The sequence below is a fragment of the Actinomadura sp. WMMA1423 genome (assembly GCF_006547145.1).
Classification (GTDB): domain Bacteria; phylum Actinomycetota; class Actinomycetes; order Streptosporangiales; family Streptosporangiaceae; genus Spirillospora.
In genome coordinates this window covers 4,561,521-4,579,944 of sequence record NZ_CP041244.1, presented here as the reverse complement: position 1 = coordinate 4,579,944, position 18,424 = coordinate 4,561,521, and the positions used below count along the sequence as shown (strand labels likewise).

The following is an 18,424-nucleotide window of genomic DNA, read 5'->3' as shown; positions in this document are numbered from 1 at the left end:
GCTCAGGTTCGCCCGCGGACGTCGCGCTTCACTTGAGCGGTACTAGGACCGCCCGGATCTGCTAGGGCCGAATGGATGCGGTGAATGCGCCTCTGGGGGCGGGGTCTCCGAGGTCTGCCGCGCGGGTGTTGAGGGCGGCGAGGAGCGTCCGGGCCTGGACGTTGACGTAGCGGCTGTGCCCGGCCAGCCAGTTCAGTTGTCCGGGAGTGACCCAGTGGTAGCCCGGCGGCGGCTCGGCGGGGATCGCCGACTCGTCGGCCTCGACGATCAGATAGCGGCTTTCGGCATTGAGGAACCGGCCGCCTTCCTCGGCGTGCACCGCCTCGTAACGGATGCGGGCCGGGTCCGCGTCCAGCATCAGGTCGAGGAAAGGCGGGCGTTCCACCGCCGGCGGACGGGCATAGTTCTCCGGAACGCACTGGACGGTCGGGCCCAACTCGGCCGTATCCAGAAAGCCGCCTTCGACGCGGGCGTGCACGAGGACGTGCGGCACGCCGTCGAACGCGCGGTACGCGAAGCCGACGATTCCGGGGCCGACGGGTTCGATGAGCGGCTGGGTCCAGCCGGAGACCTCGCGTTCGGCGTTCTCGACGGCGACCGCCACGACGCGGAAGAACCTCTGGTCCGCGCGATGGACGGAGCGGGCGTCGCGCAGCCATCCGGCCACCTGCCGCAAGGGGATGCGGCGGGCGCGGACGTCGTGCCGGGCGCGTTCCCAGGTGAACCAGGACAGCAGGTCGATGTCGGACGCCAGCGCCCTTCGCTCCGGGTGGGGCATCGGCGCGCCGGCCAGTACCGTGCGCGCGTCCATGTTCACCACGTTGTCCCGGCGGAGCAGAGCGCCGAGCTGCCCGAGGGTGAACCAGCGGAACCCGTCGCCGGCCGGGACGTCCCCGTCCACTTCGACGATCATGTTGCGGTTGCGCTTGCGGTAGAACCACGAGCCGTGCTCGGACTGGAGGACGTCGCTGAGCACCCGGCCCCTGCGCGGGTGGAGGAAGTACTCCAGGTACTTCACGCCGGCCCCGCCGTGCGCCTTGGTGTAGTTGCTGCGCGTGGCCTGGACGGTCGGGGACAGCTGCACCAGGTGGGGATTGCCCGGCTCCATCTTCGCCTGCATCAGGAAGTGCAGCGTCCCGTCGAACTCCTTGGCCAGGATGCCGAGGATGCCGATCTCGGGTTGCACGATGATCGGCTGCTGCCACCCGGTGTCCCCCAGCGTCACGTCCAGGCCCTCGACGGAGAAGAACCGCCCGCTGCGGTGCCTCAGGTCGCCGGTGCCGTCCGCGAACGACCAGCCGTCCAGCTCCGCGAACGGGATCCGCCGCACCCGGGCCCGGCAGTCCCGCCTGCGCGCGGCCAGCCAGCCCGGCACGTCGCACGTCGCGATGCCGGCGCCCTCGGCCGCCGCGGCGGAAAGGGCCAGCCGCCCGGAGGCATCGGCGCCGGAGCGCGGCCGGAGCGGCGCGCCGGTGGTCACGCCCGCTCACTCTGCCTTGCGATCGGCTTCCACCACTGCGGGTTGTCCTGGTACCAGGCGACGGTCTCCGCCAGGCCCTCGCCGAACGGGACGCGCGGCTCCCGCCCGAGTTCGCGCTCGAACTTGCCCTGGTCCAGGGCGTAGCGCCGATCATGGCCCTTGCGGTCGGCGACGTGGCGGATCATGTCCGGCTCCGCGCCGCACAGCTGCGCCAGCCGCCGGGCCACCGCGAGGTTCGGGGCGTGCGTGCCGGCGCCGATGTTGTAGACCTCGCCCGCCCGGCCCCCGGTGAGCACCCGGTGGACGGCGCGGGAGTGGTCGGCCACGTGCAGCCATTCGCGGACCTGCCGCCCGTCCCCGTACACCGGGACGGGACGCCCCTCCAGAAGGTTCGTGACGGCGCGCGGGATGAACTTCTCGGGGTGCTGGTAGGGGCCGTAGTTGTTGCAGCACCGGGTGATGGAGACGTTCAGCCGGTGGGTGCGGTGGTAGGACAGGGCCACCAGGTCGGACGCCGCCTTGGACGCGGCGTAGGGGGAACTGGGCAGGAGCGGGGACAGCTCCGTCGACGCCCCCTGGGCGACGGGTCCGTACACCTCGTCCGTCGAGACGTGCACCACGCGCTCGACGCCGGCGGCCAGGCAGGCGTCGAGCAGTGCCTGGGTGCCTTCGACGTTGGTCCGGACGAACTCGGCTGCCGTCGCGATCGAACGGTCCACATGGGTCTCGGCCGCGAAGTGGACCACCGCGTCCTGGCCGTCCACCAGCTCGCCCAGCAGGCCCCGGTCCAGGACGTTCCCGGCGACGAAGGTGAGCCGCGGATGGGCGCCGGGGAGGTTCTCCCGGTTCCCGGCGTAGGTCAGCTGGTCCAGGACGGTGACGTGGACGTCCTCGAAATCCCGGTATCCGCCGTCGAGCATGGTCCTCACGTAATGGGAGCCGATGAATCCGGCTCCACCGGTGACGAGAATTCTCATGAGCGCACACCGCGCCCGAGTGGTCGGAACATCTGCCTGTCGCCATTCTGGTGAAGGTGGACGAGATTGTGGAATCAGCCTAATCTCCTGGTGTTGCCGGCGGCATCCTGCACATTGCCCCTTTCGGGGTGGTGCGGTTCATGCGGCGGCCCGGGGTCGTCATCCCAACGATCCCGGGCCGCCGCTGCGCAGTGGGCGCCGTGTGATGCACGCTGCGTGATATCTATTGTGCTCTTTCCTGTGCGCCGTTGAGTTGCTCGGCGAACAGGATCCATTCTTTGCTGACGCCATAGGCTATCTGTGCGACGACGCTGTGCCAGTGGGCGGGGATGGTGTTGACGAACTTCCGCCATCCGTGGGGGTCGGTGGCGTGCGTCGCCATCCAGCGCAGGAACTCCTTGCCGCCCTCGGTGTAGCGGATGGCCGGGTCGTTGACCACTTTGGCCGCTATGGCCGCCCACGTGGGCGCCGGGTCGGTGTGGTTCTTGCGGTGCAGGGGCGTGGGCTTGGCGACCGAGGCCGTGACGGTGTCCGCGGCGCCGGTGCTTGAAGGAACGGTGTTCGCGGGGGCGGTGCTTGAGGGGCCGGTGCTTGAAGGGCCGGGGCTTGGAGGGATTGAGGGGCCGGTGCTCGCTGGGACGGCGATGGGGGCCCGGTGGGGCGGCGCCATGTCGGCGGTTCCGTAGGCCGGGCGTTCGGCGGGCGGCCTCGCGGTCCGGCGCTCGCCGGGCTGCGGGTCGGCGCCGCGGCGGAGGCGGGCGCTGACGTCGTGGACGGTGCCGAGCGAGACGTCCGTCTCCCTGGCGACCTGCCTGAGCGGGGCGTCGGGATGGGCGCTGATGTACTCGGCGGCGCGGCGCCTGCCCTCGCCGGCGGCGATCGGGCGGCGCCTTCCGTCCCGGCCGAGGCGCTTGCCGGTCAGGTGCGAGGCGTCCCCCGACCGGCCCCGCAGCGAGGCGATGGTCTTGGCGCTGAGCCCGGTGATGGCGGCGATGGCGCGGTCGGACCAGTCGGGATGGGCGGCCAGGACGTGCTGCGCTCCGGCGAGCCGGTCGGCCCTGGCCAGGGGCAGCCCGTGCGCGCTGTTGGTCTTCATCGCCAGGATGAGCGCCTCGGAGTCGGTGCAGTCCAGGAAGCGCGCCTTGATGGTGGCGTCGCCGCGGATCCTGGCGGCCTCCAGCCGGTGCAGCCCGTCGATGACGCGGCAGCCGTCCTGCTGGATGAGGATGGGCGGGAGCTCCGCGGAGCCGGCGGCATCGTTGAGCAACTGGACGTGGGTGGAGCTCGTCCCGCCCCGGCGCAGGGGAACGCCGGACGACAGCGCGTTCACCGGTACGTCCCGCGCCGGCAGTTTCTCGAGGCACTTCAGGTCCAGCTCGTTCCCGATCCCCGATCCGGTGTCGGCCGGGCCGGCAGTGGTGAAGCCGCCTGCGAACAAGACAGCCTGTCCGGTGTCCTGAGCCATTCCCATGCGGTGAGCTCCTTCCTGCGGCCGTACCCCGAGAGCCGGCGGGGTGTCCATAGCCGCGATCGAGGGCGGGTGGACGTGCTCTGCTAAGGCGGTCGTAGACCGTGCCGTTTCGGCAGGTCTTTTCGGCGGTCGACTTGCGGGGGCGAGGCGGGGTGGCCTAGGCGGGCCGCGCGGTGACGGTCGCGCGGGAGGTGCCGAACCACTGGCCGAGTGCGTGGGTGAGGGGTCGGCCGCTGCCGGGGGAGGTCCAGGCGACGTAGCCGTCGGGACGGACGAGGGCGGCGTCGAAGGCGGAGCCGGTGTCGGGAGCGGGGCCGGTGTCGGGAGTGGGAATGGCGTCGGGAGCGGGGACCGTGTCGGGGGCTGGGGGCGGGGTGAGGACGATGTCGATGCGGTCGGTCCAGTCCTGGGCGAGCTGTGCGGTTTCCTCGTTGCCGGTGATGAGCAGGCCGCGTGCGGAGTGCAGGAGGTCGGCGACGCGGGTGCGGGTGCCGTCGGGCAGGGTCAGCTCGTGGTGGGGTGGCATGCGCCGTCCCAGCAGGGGATGGTCGCCCGGGCCCATGTCGTAGCGAATGCCCAGCCCGCTGAGCATTCCGGCGAGGTGCCCGGCCGCGTCCCTGTAGCCCACAAGCTCGCGCATCACGCCGCGGACCGGGTCCATCTCCGTGCCGGTGAGCCGCAGCTCGATCGCGGCGCGGGCGTTGCGGGCCAGCTGCCGTCCGATCGGGTGGCGTTCGGCGTGGTAGGTGTCGAGCAGGCCGTCCGGCGCCCACCCGTCGATTGTCGCCGCCAGCTTCCATCCGAGGTTGACCGCGTCCTGCACCCCCACGCTCAGCCCCTGAGCCATGGCGGGGGGCTGCACGTGCGCGGCGTCGCCCGCCAGGAAGACCCGTCCGCGCCGGTACTCGGCCGCCACCCGGGACACGTCGCTGAAGCAGTTGAGCCAGCGGCACCGCCCGTGGTGGATGGACTCGCCGGTGAGCCGCTGCCACGCGTCGGCGAGGTCGGTGTAGGTCAGGGAGTCCCGGTCCCGGGGGCCCATGCCGCGCTCGTGGACGACGACCCTGGTCACGCCGTTCTCCAGGTCCATCGCCATGATCATGCTGCCGTCCGGCAGGTCCTCGCCGATGCGCCGGCGGCGGGTGTCGATCCCGGTGACGTCCGCCGTGAAGAACCCGCGCGTGGGCGCCGGGCCGGGGAAGTCGATGCCCGCCAGCTTCCGGACGGTGCTCCGGCCCCCGTCGCACCCGACCAGGTACCGGGCGGTGTCCTCGCCGGGGCCCCGCGGCCCGTCGAAGGTCACCGCGACGCCGTCCGGCGTCTCGCGGAACCCGGTCACCTCGTGGCCGCGCCGCACGGGCACGCCGAGTCCGGTCACCCAGCCTTCCAGCATCCGCTCGGTGCGGAACTGGGAGATGCCTCTGGCTCCGGCGTGGTCCTCCTCGAACATGCCGAGGTCGATGGGCACACCCCCGAAATGGCTGTCGGCGGGTTCGGTGCCGCCGAGCCTGCCGAGCAGCCCCCGCTGGTCGAAGCACTCGGCCGTGCGCCTGGTGAAACTGGCGCCGCGCGACTCCCGCGGCGGGGCGGGCAGCCTCTCGTAGACGACGACGTCGGCACCGCCGAGGCGTAACTCGCCGGCCAGCATCGAACCGACCGGGCCCGCGCCGACGACTATCACGTCCGCTGCCATGCTTGCGCTCCTGTTCAGTCGGTGCCGCCGGTCACCGGCGCTGGTGGTGAAGAGGGTGCGGTGCGGGCCGTGCGGTGGCGGTCACGGTGGCGCGGGAGGCGCCGAACCAGCGGCCGAGCGCGCGGGTGATGGGCTGGTCGCCGCCGGGGGAGGTCCAGGCGACGTAGCCGTCGGGACGGACCAGGACCGTGTCGAGGCCCGGGCCGGGTGGCGGGGTGGTGATGATGTCGATGCGGTCGGTCCAGCCTTGGGCGAGGCGGGCGGTTTCCTCGTCGCCGGTGATGAGCAGGCCGCGTGCGGAGTGCAGGAGGTCGGCGACGCGGGTGCGGATGCCGTCAGGCCCGGTCAGCTCGTGATGGGGTGGCATGCGCCGTCCCAGGAGGGGGTGGTCGCCCGGGCCCATGTCGTAGCGGATGCCCAGCCCGCTCACGATCCCGGCGAGGTGCCCGGCCGCGTCCTTGCGGGCGGCCAGCTCGCGCATCACCTCGCGGATCGGGTCCATGTCGTCGTCGCCGAGGTACAGCATCGACGCCGCCCGCGCGTCGCGGATCAGCTGCCGTCCCACGGGGTGGCGTTCGGCGTGGTAGGTGTCGAGCAGGCCGTCCGGTGCCCACCCGTCGACCGTCGCCGCCAGCTTCCAGCCGAGGTTCGCCGCGTCCTGCAGGCCGGCGCTGAGCCCCCACGCGGCCAGCGGCGGTATCTCGTGCGCGGCGTCGCCCGCCAGGAGGATCCGCCCGCGCCGGTACTCGGCGGCCAGCCCGTCCGCGTTGCCGCAGGCCCACGTCCACAGCGCCCGCGCCTGGTGGACGGACTCGCCGGTGAGCCGCTGCCACGCGTCGGCGACCTGCGTGAACGTCAGCGCGCCGGGGTCCGGGCGAGGGGGCAGGCCCTTGTCGTGGACGACGATGCGGTAGCGGCCGTCCCCCACCGGAGTGCACACCACCATGCTGCCGCCGGGGAGGCGTTCTCCGATGGGCCGGGGGCGCGGCGCCACCCCGGTGATCTCCGCGGTGTACATGCCGCGCGAGGCCTCCCTGCCGGAGGTCTGGATGCCGGCCGATTCGCGGACGATGCTCCCCGCGCCGTCGCACCCGACCAGGTACCGGGCGGCGTCCTCGCCGGGGCCCCGCGGCCCGTCGAAGGTCACCGCGACGCCGTCCGGCGTCTCGCGGAAGCCGGTCACCTCGTATCCGCCGCGTATCGGGACGCCGAGCCCGGTCGCCCAGCCGTCCAGCATCTCCTCGGTCCTGGCCTGGGAGAGGCCCAGCACGCCGCTGTGGTCCTCGTCGAGCATGCCGAGGTCGAAGCGCACGCCGCCGAAGTGCCCCATCGGGCCCCACCGGAAGTCGCCCAGCCGGGCGAGCAGCCCGCGCTGGTCCAGCGACTCGGCGGCGCGCCTGTTGAAGCCGAGGGCGCGGGACTCGCCGGTCGGCGCCGGCAGCCGGTCGTAGACCGTGACCGCCGCCCCGCCGAGGCGGAGTTCCCCCGCCAGCATGAGCCCGACGGGCCCGGCCCCGACCACGATGACGTCGGTTCTCATGTGGAGCGTCTCCTCGGCCATCAGCCGTCCGCCTCCCAGTGGTAGAACCGGGCGGCCATGGCGTCGGCCGGGGAGCGCCAGGTCAGCGGATCGTAGGGCTCGATGTAGGGCTTCAGGTCGTCGCTGATCTTGATGAAGCGGGTGTCGGCGCGTGCCTGGAGTATGTGCTCGCCGCCGTGGTCGCCGTCGAAGTCCTGCAGGTGGAAGTAGAGGCCCTGGTAGGTGAACAGCTCGCGGCGCCGGGTGCCCATCCGGTGCGGCATGTCGGTCCGGTCGAAAGCCTGGAAGAGCCGGCCGACCTCCGCCGACGAATCCGGCCGCATCCGGGCGACGATCAGGGTGCTGTGCATGCTCTCTCCGCCTTCCCTCAGTAGTTGCCGAGGCCGCCGCAGACGTTCATGGCCTGCGCCGTCACGGGTTCGGCCGCGTCGGTGACGAGGTAGCCGACGAGGCCCGCCACCTCCTCGGCGGTGGAGTAGCGGCCGAGCGGGATCTTCGCCTGGAAGCGTTCGAGGATCTCGTCCTCGGAGGTGTCGAAATGCGCGGCATAGCCCTGCCTGACACGGCGGGCCATCGGCGTCTCGACGTAGCCGGGGCAGACGGCGTTGACGGTGACGCCGGTCTTGGCGAGCTCCAGCCCCAGCGCCTTGGTGAAGCCGACGACGCCGTGCTTGGAGGCGGAGTAGGGGGCGCCCAGCACCACGCCCTGCTTGCCGCCGGTCGACGCGATGTTGATGATCCGTCCCCAGCCGCGCTCCAGCGGCCCTCCCGACCTGAGCACCTCCCGGGTGACCAGGAAGACGCTGTTCAGGTTGGTGTCGATGACGTCGTACCAGAGCTCGTCGTCGATCTCCGCCGTCACGCCGCCGCCGCTGCGCCCGGCGTTGTTGACCAGGACGTCGATGTGGCCGAACCGCCGCACGGCGGCCTCCACCAGTGCCCTGACGTCCGGCGGGCGCCTGACGTCGGCGGCGACGCCGTCGGCGTGGTGGCCGTCCGACCGGAGCTTCTCGACGGTCTCCCGCACGGCCTCGGCGTCGCGCGAGCAGATGAAGACCTTGAAGCCGCGGCCGGCGAGGTTCTCGGCGACGGCCAGCCCGATTCCACTCGTCCCGCCGGTGACCAGAGCGACCCGCTCTCCGTTGTCCGCCATTCCGTCCGCTCCTTAGGGAATACGGCTTCTTCCTGAATGAGGTACCGGGGCAGTTTGACGCCAATTCCAATAGTCTCGGTCGAGAACGAGTGGAGCCCGCCTCGGTGCAAACCCGGTTCAAGCGCGCCGATTCTCCGGTTGAACGGCCGGACGGCCCGGTCGGCGCAAAATGGAAGTTGTCCCGCGGAACGGCCCGCCCTTAGCGTCGGCACGCAGAACCTACGGAATTCTGGAGGCGCCACATGTCCGCATTGCCGGCGGTGCGGGACCAGTCCGCCGCTTATTCGCTGCTCGATCTGATCCAGGGCGCGGTGATTTCCCAGGCGATCTCCGTCGCGGCGAAACTCGGCGTCGCCGACGTCCTCGAAGCCGGGCCGCTGCCCGCCGCGGAAATAGCCGGGAGAGTGGGATCGGACCCCGAGGCGACGCACCGGTTGCTGCGCACGCTGGCCGGCTATGAACTGTTCGAGCTGCGGCCCGACGGCCGTTTCGCGCTCACCCCCGTGGGCGACGCGCTCCGCGAGGACGCGCCGGACTCGATGCGCGGCCTGGCCGTTCTGATGGGGCACCCGCTGCTCTGGGAGGAGTGGGTGAACATGGTCGACTCCGTGCGCACCGGTGAGGCGGCGCTGCCGAAGTCGCGCGGCATGGGCGCGTACGAGTTCCTCTCCGCCAATCCCGAGTACGCGGGCGTGTTCTTCCAGGGCATGGGCAGCATGTCGCAGGCGGAGTGCGATCCCGTGGTGGCGGCGTACGACTTCTCCGGCTTCCGCACGATCGTGGACGTCGTCGGCGGGCGGGGCGCGCTCCTGGCGGGCATCCTGGCGCGGGCGACCGGCGCGCGAGGCGTCCTTTACGACTCCGAGGCCGCGACCGCGGACGCGCCGGCGCTGTTCGAGGCGGCCGGTGCCGGCGACCGGTTCACGATCGAGAACGGCGGCCATTTCGACAGGCTCCCGGCGGGCGGGGACGCCTACGTGCTCAAGCACATCCTGCACGACTTCACCGAGCCCGACTGCCTCGCGCTGCTGAAGAACGTCCGGGACGCGATCGCTCCCGGCGGGCGACTGCTCGTGATCGAGTACGTGCTCGAAGAGAACAACGAGCGGCACCTCGGAAACATCATCGACCTCTGGCTCATGGTGCTCCTCGGGGCCAAGGAGCGCACCCTGCCGCAGTACACCGAACTGTTCGCGAAGGCGGGCTTCACGGTGACCAGGGCGGTCCCCACCACGTCGCCGGTCTCGATCATCGAGGCCGTCGCCGGCTGAGATCCGGCGCACGAATCCGCTCTCCCGACGTTCACGCGAAGCTGAGGACAGGAAATGGACACGGAAGTCATCGTCATCGGCGCCGGTCCGACGGGACTGATGCTCGCGGGCGAACTCGCGCTCGGCGGTGCGGACGTCACCGTCTTCGAGCGGCTGACCGAGCGGAGCTGGGAGTCGCGCGGGATCGGTTTCACCGCCCGGGCGGCCGAGGTGCTGCACCAGCGCGGGCTCCTGGACCGGCTGGAGAACGCCGAGATCACCAGGCAGGGCCATTTCGGCGGCATCCCGCTCGACTTCGGGGTGCTCGAAGGCTCGCACTTCGGGGTGCGCGGCGTCCCCCAGTACAAGATCGAGGAAATGCTCGAAGCCCGGGCCCTGGAGCTGGGCGTCGCGGTCCGCCGCGGGTACGAGCTCGTCGACCTCGCCGACACGGGCGGCGGGGTCACCGCGACCGTCCAGGGGCCGGACGGGCGCGGCGAGCACTCGGCGCGCCACCTGGTGGGCTGCGACGGCGGCCGGAGCACCGTCCGCAAGCTCGCCGGCTTCGACTTCCCGGGCTCGGCGGCGACGCGCGAGATGTACCTGGCGGACGTCACCGGCTGCCGCATCGAGCCGCGGCCGATCGGCGAGCTGCTGCCGAACGGCATGGTCATGGCCGCGCCGCTGGAGAAGGGCTACGTCCGCATCATCGTCTGCGAGAACGGGACGCCGCCGCCGGACCGGAACCGCCGGACGACCTTCGCCGAGGTCGCCGACGCGTGGGAGCGGCTGACCGGCGACTCGATCCGCGAGGGGGAGGCGCGGTGGGTCAGCGGCTTCACCGACGCCGCCCGCCAGGTCACCGAGTACCGGCGCGGCCGCGTCCTGCTGGCGGGGGACGCCGCGCACATCCACCTGCCCGCGGGAGGCCAGGGGATGAGCATCGGCCTGCAGGACGCGGTCAACCTCGGCTGGAAACTGGCCGCGACAGTGCGGGGCCGCGCCCCCGCCGACCTGCTCGACACCTACCACGGCGAGCGGCATCCGGTGGGCGCGCGGGTGCTGCGCAACACCCTGGCCCAGGGGACGCTCAACCTCAGCGGAAGCTCGGTCGAGCCGCTGCGGACGGTCATGGCGGAGCTGATGGCGGTACCGGCGGCGGCGCGGCACCTGTCCGGCATGGTGAGCGGGCTGGACGTCCGCTACGACGTGGGCGAGCGGGGCCACCCGCTGCTGGGGGCCCGGATGCCCGACCGTGAGGTGGAGCTCGCGGACGGCGGCCGCGAGCGGATCGCGCGGCTGCTGCATGCGGGGCGGGGCGTGCTGGTCGCCGGTGCCGGCTCGCAGGAGGCGAGCAGGTGCGCCGCCGGGTGGGCCGACCGCGTCGACCTGGTCCGGGTGACGGGCTTCCCGCCAGGCCCGGAGGACGGCGGAGCCGCGACGGAGTCGGTGCTGATCCGTCCCGACGGACATGTCGCCTGGGTCGCGCCGGACGGAGGGTCGCTCACGGCGGCGCTGCGCCGCTGGTTCGGCGAGCCCCGGCAGGGCGGCGGCCTCCCGGACGCGCCACCGCTGGCCCGGGTGCGCTGACCTGCGGCGGGCTGCCCTCGTCCAGGCACTCGGAAGGGCGCCACGCCGCGAGTCATCCGGATGAATCGACAGGAATCGACAGGAATCGACGGGAATCGACGGGGATCGTGCCGCAGAGGAGATGAGGGTCGTGGGCATGAGCACGGTGCGTGAAACCGAGCACGAGATCAAGGTCGAGGCTCCCGCCGAGCGGGTGTACGCGCTGATCGCGGACGTCGGCAGGTGGCCCGAGGTCTTCCCCCCGACCGTGCACGCCGAGTGCGTCGAACGGGAAGGGAACGACGAGCTGATCCGGCTCTGGGCGACCGCCAACGGCGCCGCCAAGACCTGGACGTCCAGGCGCCGGCACGACCCGGAGAGGATGAGCGTCTCGTTCCGCCAGGAGCGGTCCCACCATCCGGTCGGCGGCATGGGCGGCACCTGGGTGGTGGAAAGGGTGTCGGAGTCCGCGTGCCGGGTGCGCCTGCTGCACGACTTCTTCGCGGCGGGCGACGACCCAGCCGACCTCGACTGGATCAGCCGGGCGGTCGACCGCAACAGCGGGGCGGAGCTGGACGCGCTGAAGGCGAGCGCGGAACTGTCCGGCCCCGACCAGGCCGTCACCTTCGAGGACACCGTGACGGTCGACGGCTCCGCCAAGGACGTCTACGACTTCATCAACGAGGCCCGGCTGTGGCCGCAGCGGCTCCCGCACGTCTCCAGGGTGGCGCTTGAGGAGGAGACGCCCGGTCTCCAGATCCTCGAGATGGACACCAGCGGCGGGGACGGTTCCGTCCACACCACGCGGTCGGTGCGCGTGTGCCGGCCGTACTCCAGCATCGTCTACAAGCAGGGCGTGCTCCCGGCGCTCCTGTCGCTCCACCTCGGGGAGTGGGTCATCGAGGAGCGCGAGGGGGCGGGCGTGTCGGTGACGTCACGGCACACGGTGCGGGTCGACCCCGCGCGCATCGCCGACGTGCTCGGGCCCGGCGCCGACGCGCCGGCCGCGTACGAGGCCGCTCGCAAGGCCCTGAGCGGCAACAGCCTGATCACCCTGCGCGCCGCGAAGGCCCACGCCGAGGGCGCGGGCGGCGGGCGCGAGGCGTCGTGACCTCCGCTCCGGCGGCCGACCGGGTCGTCATCGTCGGGGCCGGTCCCGTCGGGCTCCTGCTGGCCTGCGAGCTGGCCCGGGCCCGGGTGCCCGTCGTCGTCGTGGAGCGCCTGGCCCGTCCGATGACCGAGTCCCGGGCGAGCCAGCTCACCGCGCTGACCGCCGAACTCCTGCACGAGCGCGGGTTCGACGGGCTCCTCGGAGAGGCCGCGCACGAGCCGCGGGGGCATTTCGCCGGGCTCGGGTTCGACCTGTCCGGTCTGGACAGCGAGTACGCGGGCAACTGGAAGGTGCCCCAGTACCGGACCGAGGCCGCGCTGGGCGAGCGGGCCGAGGCGCTCGGCGCGACCCTGCTGAGGGCGCACGAGCTGACCGAGGTCGTCGAGCTGCCGGACCGCGTCGTCTGCGGCGTGGAGGCCCCCGGGGGCCACCGGCGGATCGAGGCGCGGTACCTGGTCGGCTGCGACGGAGCCCGCAGCACCGTGCGCCGGCTGTGCGGGTTCGCGGTGTCGGCCGCGGAGGCGTCCAAGGAGCTGTTGAGGGCCGACGTGACCGGGATCCGGATCCGTGACCGCAGGTTCGAGCGGCTCCCGGACGGGTTCGCCGTGGCGGCGACCCGCGGCGGCGTCACGAGGGTGATGGTGCACGCGTTCGGCCGAGGGGCGACCGAGCGCACCGGGCCGCCGGAGTTCGAGGAGATCGTGCGGGTCTGGGCGCGGGTGACCGGCGAGGACATCTCCGAGGGGACCGCCGTCTGGCGGGACGCCTTCGACAACTCCAGGGGACAGGCCGACGCCTACCGGCGGGGCCGCGTGCTGCTGGCCGGGGACGCCGCCCACTGGCACATGCCGATCGGCGGCCAGGCGTTGAACACCGGACTCCAGGACGCGGTCGACCTCGGCTGGAAGCTCGCCGGGACGATGAACGGCTGGGCGGCACCCGGACTCCTGGACGGCTACCACGCCGACCGGCATCCCGTCGCGGCGCGGGTGCTCGACCACGTCGCCGCGCAGGAGTCCCTGATGCTCGGCGGCGCCGGGATCGAGCCGCTGCGCGCGGTGCTCTCCGAGCTGGTCGGCCTGGACGAGGTCGGTGCCCACCTCGCGCGGACCGCCGCGAACCTCGACGTCTGGTACGGCCCGGACGGACCGTGGCCGACCGGGCGGCGCGTCCCGAACCTCCGGACGCGGGCGGGGGACCTGCCCCGGGCGCCCGGTCCCGCCACCGAGCCGTTCATCGTGCGGTTGAGGCCGACCGTGCGGTTGAGGCCGACCGTGCGGTTGAGGCCGACCGTGCGGTCCGAGGCGCCGGCCTGGGGTGACGACCGGTTCCCCATCCCGACGATTCACGCGGCCGACGATGAGGGCCTCTTTCCGGGGATCAGCACGCTCCTCATGCGTCCCGACGGCTACGTCGCCTGGGCCGGAGACGACGAGGACGACCTGAACGAGGCGATCGGACGACTCGTGCGCGTGGAAGGCGCCCGTGTGGAAGGCGCCCGCAGGGAGGACATGCGCAGCGAACACAGGCGTGCGGAAGGCGGGAGAGGCAATGCGAGGCTTTGACGCGGACGTCATCATCGTGGGGGCCGGGCCCACGGGGCTCATGCTCGCCGGCGAGCTGGGCCTGGCCGGAGTCCGGGCCGTGGTCCTGGAAAGGCTGGCCGAGCCGACGAAGCAGTCCCGGGCCCTCGGCTTCTCCGCCCGGACCATCGAGGAGTTCGACCAGCGAGGGCTGCTGCCCCGGTTCGGCGACGTGCAGACCATTCCGGTCGGCCACTTCGGTGGACTCCCCCTCGACTACCGGGTGCTGGAGGGCGGCTCCTACGGCGCGCGGGGGATACCCCAGTCGCGCACCGAGCAGGTGCTGGCCGGCTGGGCCGCCGGGCAGGGCGCCGTGGTGTGCCGGGAGCACGAGGTGATCGGACTGGCGTCCGATGACGACGGCGTCGAGCTGGACGTCGCCACCCCCGAGGGCGGCAGGACCATGCGCGCCCGTTACGTCGCGGGGTGCGATGGCGCCCGCAGCAGCGTGCGCAAGCTGCTCGGCGTCGGCTTCCCCGGCACCGATCCGGCCGTCGAGCTGTGGTTCGCCGACGTGGCCGGGCTCGGCCTGCGGCCCCGCTTCGCCGGGGAGCGGGTGCCGGGCGGGATGGTCATGGTGCTGCCGCTCGGCCCGGAGATCCAGCGCGTGATCATGTACGAGAGGGGCGGGCGGCGGCGCGGCGACGGTCCGCCGGGCTTCGGCGACATCGCGGCCGCGTGGAAGCGGCTCACGGGCGAGGACATCTCCGGCGGCAGGCCGCTCTGGACGAGCTGGACCACCGACTCCAGCCGCCTGGCGGAGCGGTACCGGCAGGGGCGGGCCTTCCTGCTCGGCGACGCCGCGCACATCCACCTGCCGATCGGCGCCCAGGGCATGAGCGCCGGCATCGGCGACGCCGTGAACCTGGGGTGGAAGCTCGCCGCCGCGGTCCAGGGCCGCGCCCCGGCGGATCTCCTGGACACCTACGACTCCGAGCGGCGCCCGGTGGCGGCCCGCGTCCTGGCCAACACCCTCGCCCAGCGCATCCTGTACCTCGGCGGGGACGAGATGGACCCGATGCGCGAGGTCATGACCGAACTGCTGGAGCACGAGGAGGTCCGCCGGCTGCTCGCCGGCATGGTCACCGGCCTGGACATCCGGTACGACGTCGGGGGCGGCGGCCACCCGCTGCTCGGCAGGCGGCTGCCGGACTTCGAGCTCACCGGCGGCGCCGGGCCGGACGACCGCGCCTTCGCGCTGCTGCACTCCGGGCGCGGCGTCCTGCTGATCCTCGGCGGCGATGGCGGGCTGAGCGCCGCCGCCGCGCCGTGGGCGGGCCGGGTCGGCGTCGTCACCGCGCCGTCCCGTCCGCGGGGTCCGCTCGCGGGCGTCGAGGCCGCCCTGGTGCGGCCGGACGGCCACATCGCCTGGACCGGGTCCGGGCCCGCGGGCCTGCCGGAGGCCCTGACCCGCTGGTTCGGAGGACCGGAAGACGCTCAGCGGTACGTGACACCGGCTGCGACCGGCGCCCGGTCGTAGCAGAGGCCAACCAGAGGTTTGCGAGGAGCCATGCCATTCATCAACCCCGAAGACGGCCACCTGACGGTCGTCAACCTGTTCAAGACCGAGACGCATCAGCAGGTCGACCGGCTGGTCGGCGAGATGCGGGCGATCGTCGACACGGCGGCGTTCCCGGGCTGGGTCTCCAGCACGGTGCACCGGGGCCGGGAGCGGCCGGGAACGGCGAACTTCATCCAGTGGCGCGGAAGCCAGGACCTGGAGTCGCGCTACGCCGGCGCGGAGTTCAAGCACCGCACGGTCCCGGTCTTCCGGGAGATGACGACCTACGTCCGGCTGATGCAGACCGAGGTGGAGTCCAGCCGGCGGCATCCGTCTCAGGGCGGGGCCACCGAGATCTCCCCCGACCGTGACGACTACACGGTCATCGAGGTCCTGGACGTGGAGCCCGCCGACCAGGACGAGCTGGTCGCCGTGCTCGCGGCGGCCCACGACTGGATGCTGGAGGTGCCGGGCTACCGCTCGCAGAGCGTCCTGCGCGGCATCCGGTCGCGCGGCCTGGCCGGGGACGGCGGCGCGCTGTCGGCGATCGGCACCGACCACGACTTCGTGCTGGTCTACTCGCAGTGGGACGGCGAGCGGTCCTACGACGCCTTCTGCACGATGGCCGAGGACGAGAAGCCGCCCGTCCGCTGCAGGACCGAGGCCAAGAGGAACGCGCTGACGACCGCCGCCGACTGGAACGGCTACCGGGTCGTCCACTCCCGATCCGCGTCGCAGGCCGCCGTCGCCTGACGGTGGCGACGCGCACGAGCACCTCCCGGCGAGTTCCAGGCCGGGAGGTGCTCGCACTTGGTGCTCTTCAGCGGTGGGCGATCTCGTCCCAGTGCCATCGGGAGTCGAACGCGGTGACCTCGATGGCCGCGCCGCCGGCCGCCAGCGCGACGGCCGCGCTCGTGGCCTTCGCGACGAAGCCCGAGGTGCGGTGCGCCGCCAGCAGGTCCTGCTCGCCGAACGGCGTCCCGGCGCAGCGCATCAGCCGGAGGTCGACGAAGCCGCCGAAGGTCCGTCCCAGCACCCGCACCGCCTGCGGGCTCCGGATGCTGAAGCGCACCTTGGCCGCGACGTGGCCGTTGTGGTGCTGGTCGGAGTGGTAGGCGACGTCCGGGATCGTGGGCGGGACGAAGTAGTCCCGGTCCGCCACCTCGGGGACCTTCGCGGGCAGGTTGCCCGCCAGGAAGTGCCACGAGTTGTACTGCATCCGCGCGGACATCGACCACGCGGTGTCGGCCAGATGGGCGGGGGAGTCCCCGTAGTGCCGCAGGGCCCGCCGGGAGGGGACGACGCAGCAGAAGAAGTGCGGCAGGTCCCACCCGGTGATCGCCGGCCAGTCCTCCTCGCGCAGCGCCGTGACGAGCGAGGTCAGCGAGCGCATCCCGCGGCTCATGGCGAAGTCGGCCTCGAACACCGTGTTCGCCGCGCGCACCGTCTCGTAGACGAGGGATTCCAGGCCCGTGCCGTACTCGCCGTGGGGCTCGGCCAGCCACGGGGGCGAATCGTCAATGCATGCGCCCAGGTCCGCGAGCGTTTCGCCGGAGACGGGGAGCCTGGCGCGCAGGCGCCCGCACAGCTCCGCCTCCAGCCGCCGCGCGCCGTCCGCCGGGGGCCCGGCGACCCGTTCGACCTTGTGCATCAGCGGACCGTGGATCTCCCGGTAGAGCCCGGCCCTCGCGGCGATCTCCCGGCGGCGCGCGGCGAGGGCCCGCGCGAGGTCGTCGAGCGCCGCCATCCGGGACGAGCGCGCGGGCCGCACTCCGCCCCCGCCGGCGACCCCGTCGTACGCAAGGCGGGTCCGTTCGAGGAGGTGGGCCACGTGGCCGGGGGTGAGCTGCGTCCCGTTGGCCTCCTCGATCCGGGCGAATCCGCTGGACCGGACGAGCAGCGTGAGGCAGGCGACCATCAGCACGTCGCTGTCGGACCACAGCTCCAGGGGAACGGCCGACAGGCTGCTCAGGGCGCAGTCCGGGTGCCCCGGCCACAGCGTCTTCCCCGTCAGCGTGTTGCGGTCGCGGAAGTTGGTGTACCGCCGTTCCCCGGAGTACAGCACGAAGGGCGCCGTCCGGCGGGCCGCCTCCGTCAGGGTTTCGAGCATGTCCCGGCGGCCTCCGGGGCCCGCCGCGGCGAGCCACCGGCGGCAGTCGGCGACCGACTCGCGCGACCGTGCGGCGGCGCACGCGAACTCGGCCTGGTAGCCGGCCAGGTCCCGCGCGGACCACGGGACGCGCAGCACCCCGTCCACGAGGTCCTCCGCGCCGGCCAGCGGGCCCTTCGCCGGGACGCGCAGGACGACCCGGCCGCTGGTGTTGAGCCCGATCTCGCCGAGGAACGCCGTGGCGGCGCCGTCCTGACCGAGGACGGGCTCGTGCGGCCCGCCTCCCGGCCCCGTCTCAGACTCGGTGCTCGGCTCGGCCTCCGGGCGCCATGACCTGCCGAACAGGACCTTCATGGCGCATTCGTCCTCCGGCGGCAGGGCCCGCAGCTGGATGTCGGCGGGAACGTGGCCGTCCAGGGTGAGCAGGATGTCCACGGCCGCGGGCAGGTCGGGCGCGGTGGTCGCCCGCTGCCAGGTTCGCTTGAGCAGGCCGGGGAACCCGGCGTCCTCGGCCTGGAGGTAGTCCGGTGCCGGTGCCGCCCCCGCCCGCCGGCCGAGCCGGCTGGGGCGGCGGCTCTGCCGCGCCTTCGCGAGCGCGGCCCGGCGGGACAGGCTGGTGTCCCCTGCGGCGGGCGGGGTCATCTCGTTCCTCCGGCGGTCAGGTCGACGTGGTCCCACATCGGCGCCTCGGTCGGGTCCCATTCCTCGTCCACGTAGATGCAGTCGACGGGGCAGACCATCACGCACACGGGGCACCCGGAGCACAGCTCGGGGACGATCACGACGTCGAGCCCGAGATCGAAGATCGCCCCGAATTCGGGCGGGCAGTTGCGCAGGCACAGATCGCACGTGATGCATTCGGACGTCTCGATGCGGCGCGGCGGCTTCTTCCAGTTCCCCTCGCGGGACCGCCGCGCGATCCGCTCGGCGCGCCCGGCGCCGGACGCGGCCACGGAAAGGGTGTCTTTCGCCCAGGGCATGTCGCG

The 18,424-nt window shown here is 72.8% G+C and carries 15 protein-coding genes; 6 read left to right on the top strand and 9 right to left on the bottom strand.

What is annotated here, in order from left to right:
* Positions 1 to 61: 61 nt before the first annotated feature.
* From FKD65_RS21070 to fabG, 7 genes are all read right to left on the bottom strand, one after another.
* A complete protein-coding gene (locus tag FKD65_RS21070; RefSeq protein WP_141579117.1) occupies positions 62 to 1,480 on the bottom strand; it encodes an NDP-hexose 2,3-dehydratase family protein in 1,419 nt (472 codons plus the stop codon).
* Positions 1,477 to 2,457: a dTDP-glucose 4,6-dehydratase gene (gene rfbB, locus FKD65_RS21065; protein WP_141579116.1), complete on the bottom strand. Its 981-nt coding sequence runs from the start codon at positions 2,455 to 2,457 to the stop codon at positions 1,477 to 1,479. The genes FKD65_RS21070 and rfbB overlap by 4 nt, the downstream gene beginning before the upstream one ends.
* Before the next feature lie 223 nt (positions 2,458 to 2,680).
* Positions 2,681 to 3,928, bottom strand: coding sequence for a ParB/RepB/Spo0J family partition protein (locus FKD65_RS21060; RefSeq protein WP_205718752.1), 1,248 nt, complete (start codon positions 3,926 to 3,928; stop codon positions 2,681 to 2,683).
* Between the two features lie 157 nt (positions 3,929 to 4,085).
* Positions 4,086 to 5,621 (bottom strand): FAD-dependent monooxygenase, encoded by a 1,536-nt coding sequence (locus tag FKD65_RS21055; RefSeq protein WP_141579115.1) that lies wholly within the window; start codon positions 5,619 to 5,621, stop codon positions 4,086 to 4,088.
* 31 nt (positions 5,622 to 5,652) lie between these two features.
* Entirely contained in the window at positions 5,653 to 7,161 is a 1,509-nt protein-coding gene (locus tag FKD65_RS21050; protein ID WP_141579114.1) for an FAD-dependent monooxygenase, read from the bottom strand.
* A gap of 20 nt (positions 7,162 to 7,181) precedes the next feature.
* Positions 7,182 to 7,511 (bottom strand): TcmI family type II polyketide cyclase, encoded by a 330-nt coding sequence (locus FKD65_RS21045; RefSeq protein ID WP_141579113.1) that lies wholly within the window; start codon positions 7,509 to 7,511, stop codon positions 7,182 to 7,184.
* A gap of 17 nt (positions 7,512 to 7,528) precedes the next feature.
* Positions 7,529 to 8,314 carry a 3-oxoacyl-ACP reductase FabG gene (gene fabG, locus FKD65_RS21040; protein ID WP_141579112.1) on the bottom strand — a complete coding sequence of 262 codons (786 nt, stop codon included), beginning with the start codon at positions 8,312 to 8,314 and terminating at the stop codon, positions 7,529 to 7,531.
* 242 nt (positions 8,315 to 8,556) lie between these two features.
* On the opposite strand from fabG, the gene FKD65_RS21035 reads away from it, so the two are divergent.
* From FKD65_RS21035 to FKD65_RS21010, 6 genes are all read left to right on the top strand, one after another.
* Positions 8,557 to 9,585 carry a methyltransferase gene (locus FKD65_RS21035; protein ID WP_141579111.1) on the top strand — a complete coding sequence of 343 codons (1,029 nt, stop codon included), beginning with the start codon at positions 8,557 to 8,559 and terminating at the stop codon, positions 9,583 to 9,585.
* Positions 9,586 to 9,639: 54 nt separating this feature from the next.
* Positions 9,640 to 11,154, top strand: coding sequence for an FAD-dependent monooxygenase (locus FKD65_RS21030; protein ID WP_141579110.1), 1,515 nt, complete (start codon positions 9,640 to 9,642; stop codon positions 11,152 to 11,154).
* Between the two features lie 136 nt (positions 11,155 to 11,290).
* Positions 11,291 to 12,244: an aromatase/cyclase gene (locus FKD65_RS21025; protein ID WP_141579109.1), complete on the top strand. Its 954-nt coding sequence runs from the start codon at positions 11,291 to 11,293 to the stop codon at positions 12,242 to 12,244.
* A complete protein-coding gene (locus FKD65_RS21020) occupies positions 12,241 to 13,809 on the top strand; it encodes an FAD-dependent monooxygenase (RefSeq protein ID WP_141579108.1) in 1,569 nt (522 codons plus the stop codon). Before FKD65_RS21025 ends, FKD65_RS21020 begins: the two co-directional genes overlap by 4 nt.
* Positions 13,796 to 15,307, top strand: coding sequence for an FAD-dependent monooxygenase (locus FKD65_RS21015; RefSeq protein ID WP_141579107.1), 1,512 nt, complete (start codon positions 13,796 to 13,798; stop codon positions 15,305 to 15,307). Before FKD65_RS21020 ends, FKD65_RS21015 begins: the two co-directional genes overlap by 14 nt.
* A 30-nt stretch (positions 15,308 to 15,337) precedes the next feature.
* Entirely contained in the window at positions 15,338 to 16,081 is a 744-nt protein-coding gene (locus tag FKD65_RS21010; RefSeq protein ID WP_141579106.1) for an antibiotic biosynthesis monooxygenase, read from the top strand.
* A 67-nt stretch (positions 16,082 to 16,148) separates the two neighbouring features.
* Here FKD65_RS21010 and FKD65_RS21005 read toward each other — a convergent pair whose 3' ends face one another.
* On the bottom strand, positions 16,149 to 18,080 hold the full coding sequence (locus FKD65_RS21005; RefSeq protein WP_141579105.1) for a hypothetical protein: 1,932 nt from the start codon (positions 18,078 to 18,080) through the stop codon (positions 16,149 to 16,151).
* Complete coding sequence (locus FKD65_RS21000) at positions 18,077 to 18,418, bottom strand: 4Fe-4S ferredoxin (RefSeq protein WP_141579104.1); 342 nt, start codon at positions 18,416 to 18,418, stop codon at positions 18,077 to 18,079. Before FKD65_RS21000 ends, FKD65_RS21005 begins: the two co-directional genes overlap by 4 nt.
* Positions 18,419 to 18,424: the final 6 nt, after the last annotated feature.

Bases quoted from the DNA above. Each gene is read 5' to 3' on its own strand.
- rfbB (WP_141579116.1), bottom strand. From the start codon at position 2,457: ATGAGAATTCTCGTCACCGGTGGAGCCGGATTCATCGGCTCCCATTAC.
- FKD65_RS21060 (WP_205718752.1), bottom strand. From the start codon at position 3,928: ATGGGAATGGCTCAGGACACCGGACAGGCTGTCTTGTTCGCAGGCGGC.
- FKD65_RS21055 (WP_141579115.1), bottom strand. From the start codon at position 5,621: ATGGCAGCGGACGTGATAGTCGTCGGCGCGGGCCCGGTCGGTTCGATG.
- FKD65_RS21050 (WP_141579114.1), bottom strand. From the start codon at position 7,161: ATGAGAACCGACGTCATCGTGGTCGGGGCCGGGCCCGTCGGGCTCATG.
- FKD65_RS21045 (WP_141579113.1), bottom strand. From the start codon at position 7,511: ATGCACAGCACCCTGATCGTCGCCCGGATGCGGCCGGATTCGTCGGCG.
- fabG (WP_141579112.1), bottom strand. From the start codon at position 8,314: ATGGCGGACAACGGAGAGCGGGTCGCTCTGGTCACCGGCGGGACGAGT.
- FKD65_RS21035 (WP_141579111.1), top strand. From the start codon at position 8,557: ATGTCCGCATTGCCGGCGGTGCGGGACCAGTCCGCCGCTTATTCGCTG.
- FKD65_RS21030 (WP_141579110.1), top strand. From the start codon at position 9,640: ATGGACACGGAAGTCATCGTCATCGGCGCCGGTCCGACGGGACTGATG.
- FKD65_RS21025 (WP_141579109.1), top strand. From the start codon at position 11,291: ATGAGCACGGTGCGTGAAACCGAGCACGAGATCAAGGTCGAGGCTCCC.
- FKD65_RS21015 (WP_141579107.1), top strand. From the start codon at position 13,796: ATGCGAGGCTTTGACGCGGACGTCATCATCGTGGGGGCCGGGCCCACG.
- FKD65_RS21010 (WP_141579106.1), top strand. From the start codon at position 15,338: ATGCCATTCATCAACCCCGAAGACGGCCACCTGACGGTCGTCAACCTG.
- FKD65_RS21005 (WP_141579105.1), bottom strand. From the start codon at position 18,080: ATGACCCCGCCCGCCGCAGGGGACACCAGCCTGTCCCGCCGGGCCGCG.
- FKD65_RS21000 (WP_141579104.1), bottom strand. From the start codon at position 18,418: ATGCCCTGGGCGAAAGACACCCTTTCCGTGGCCGCGTCCGGCGCCGGG.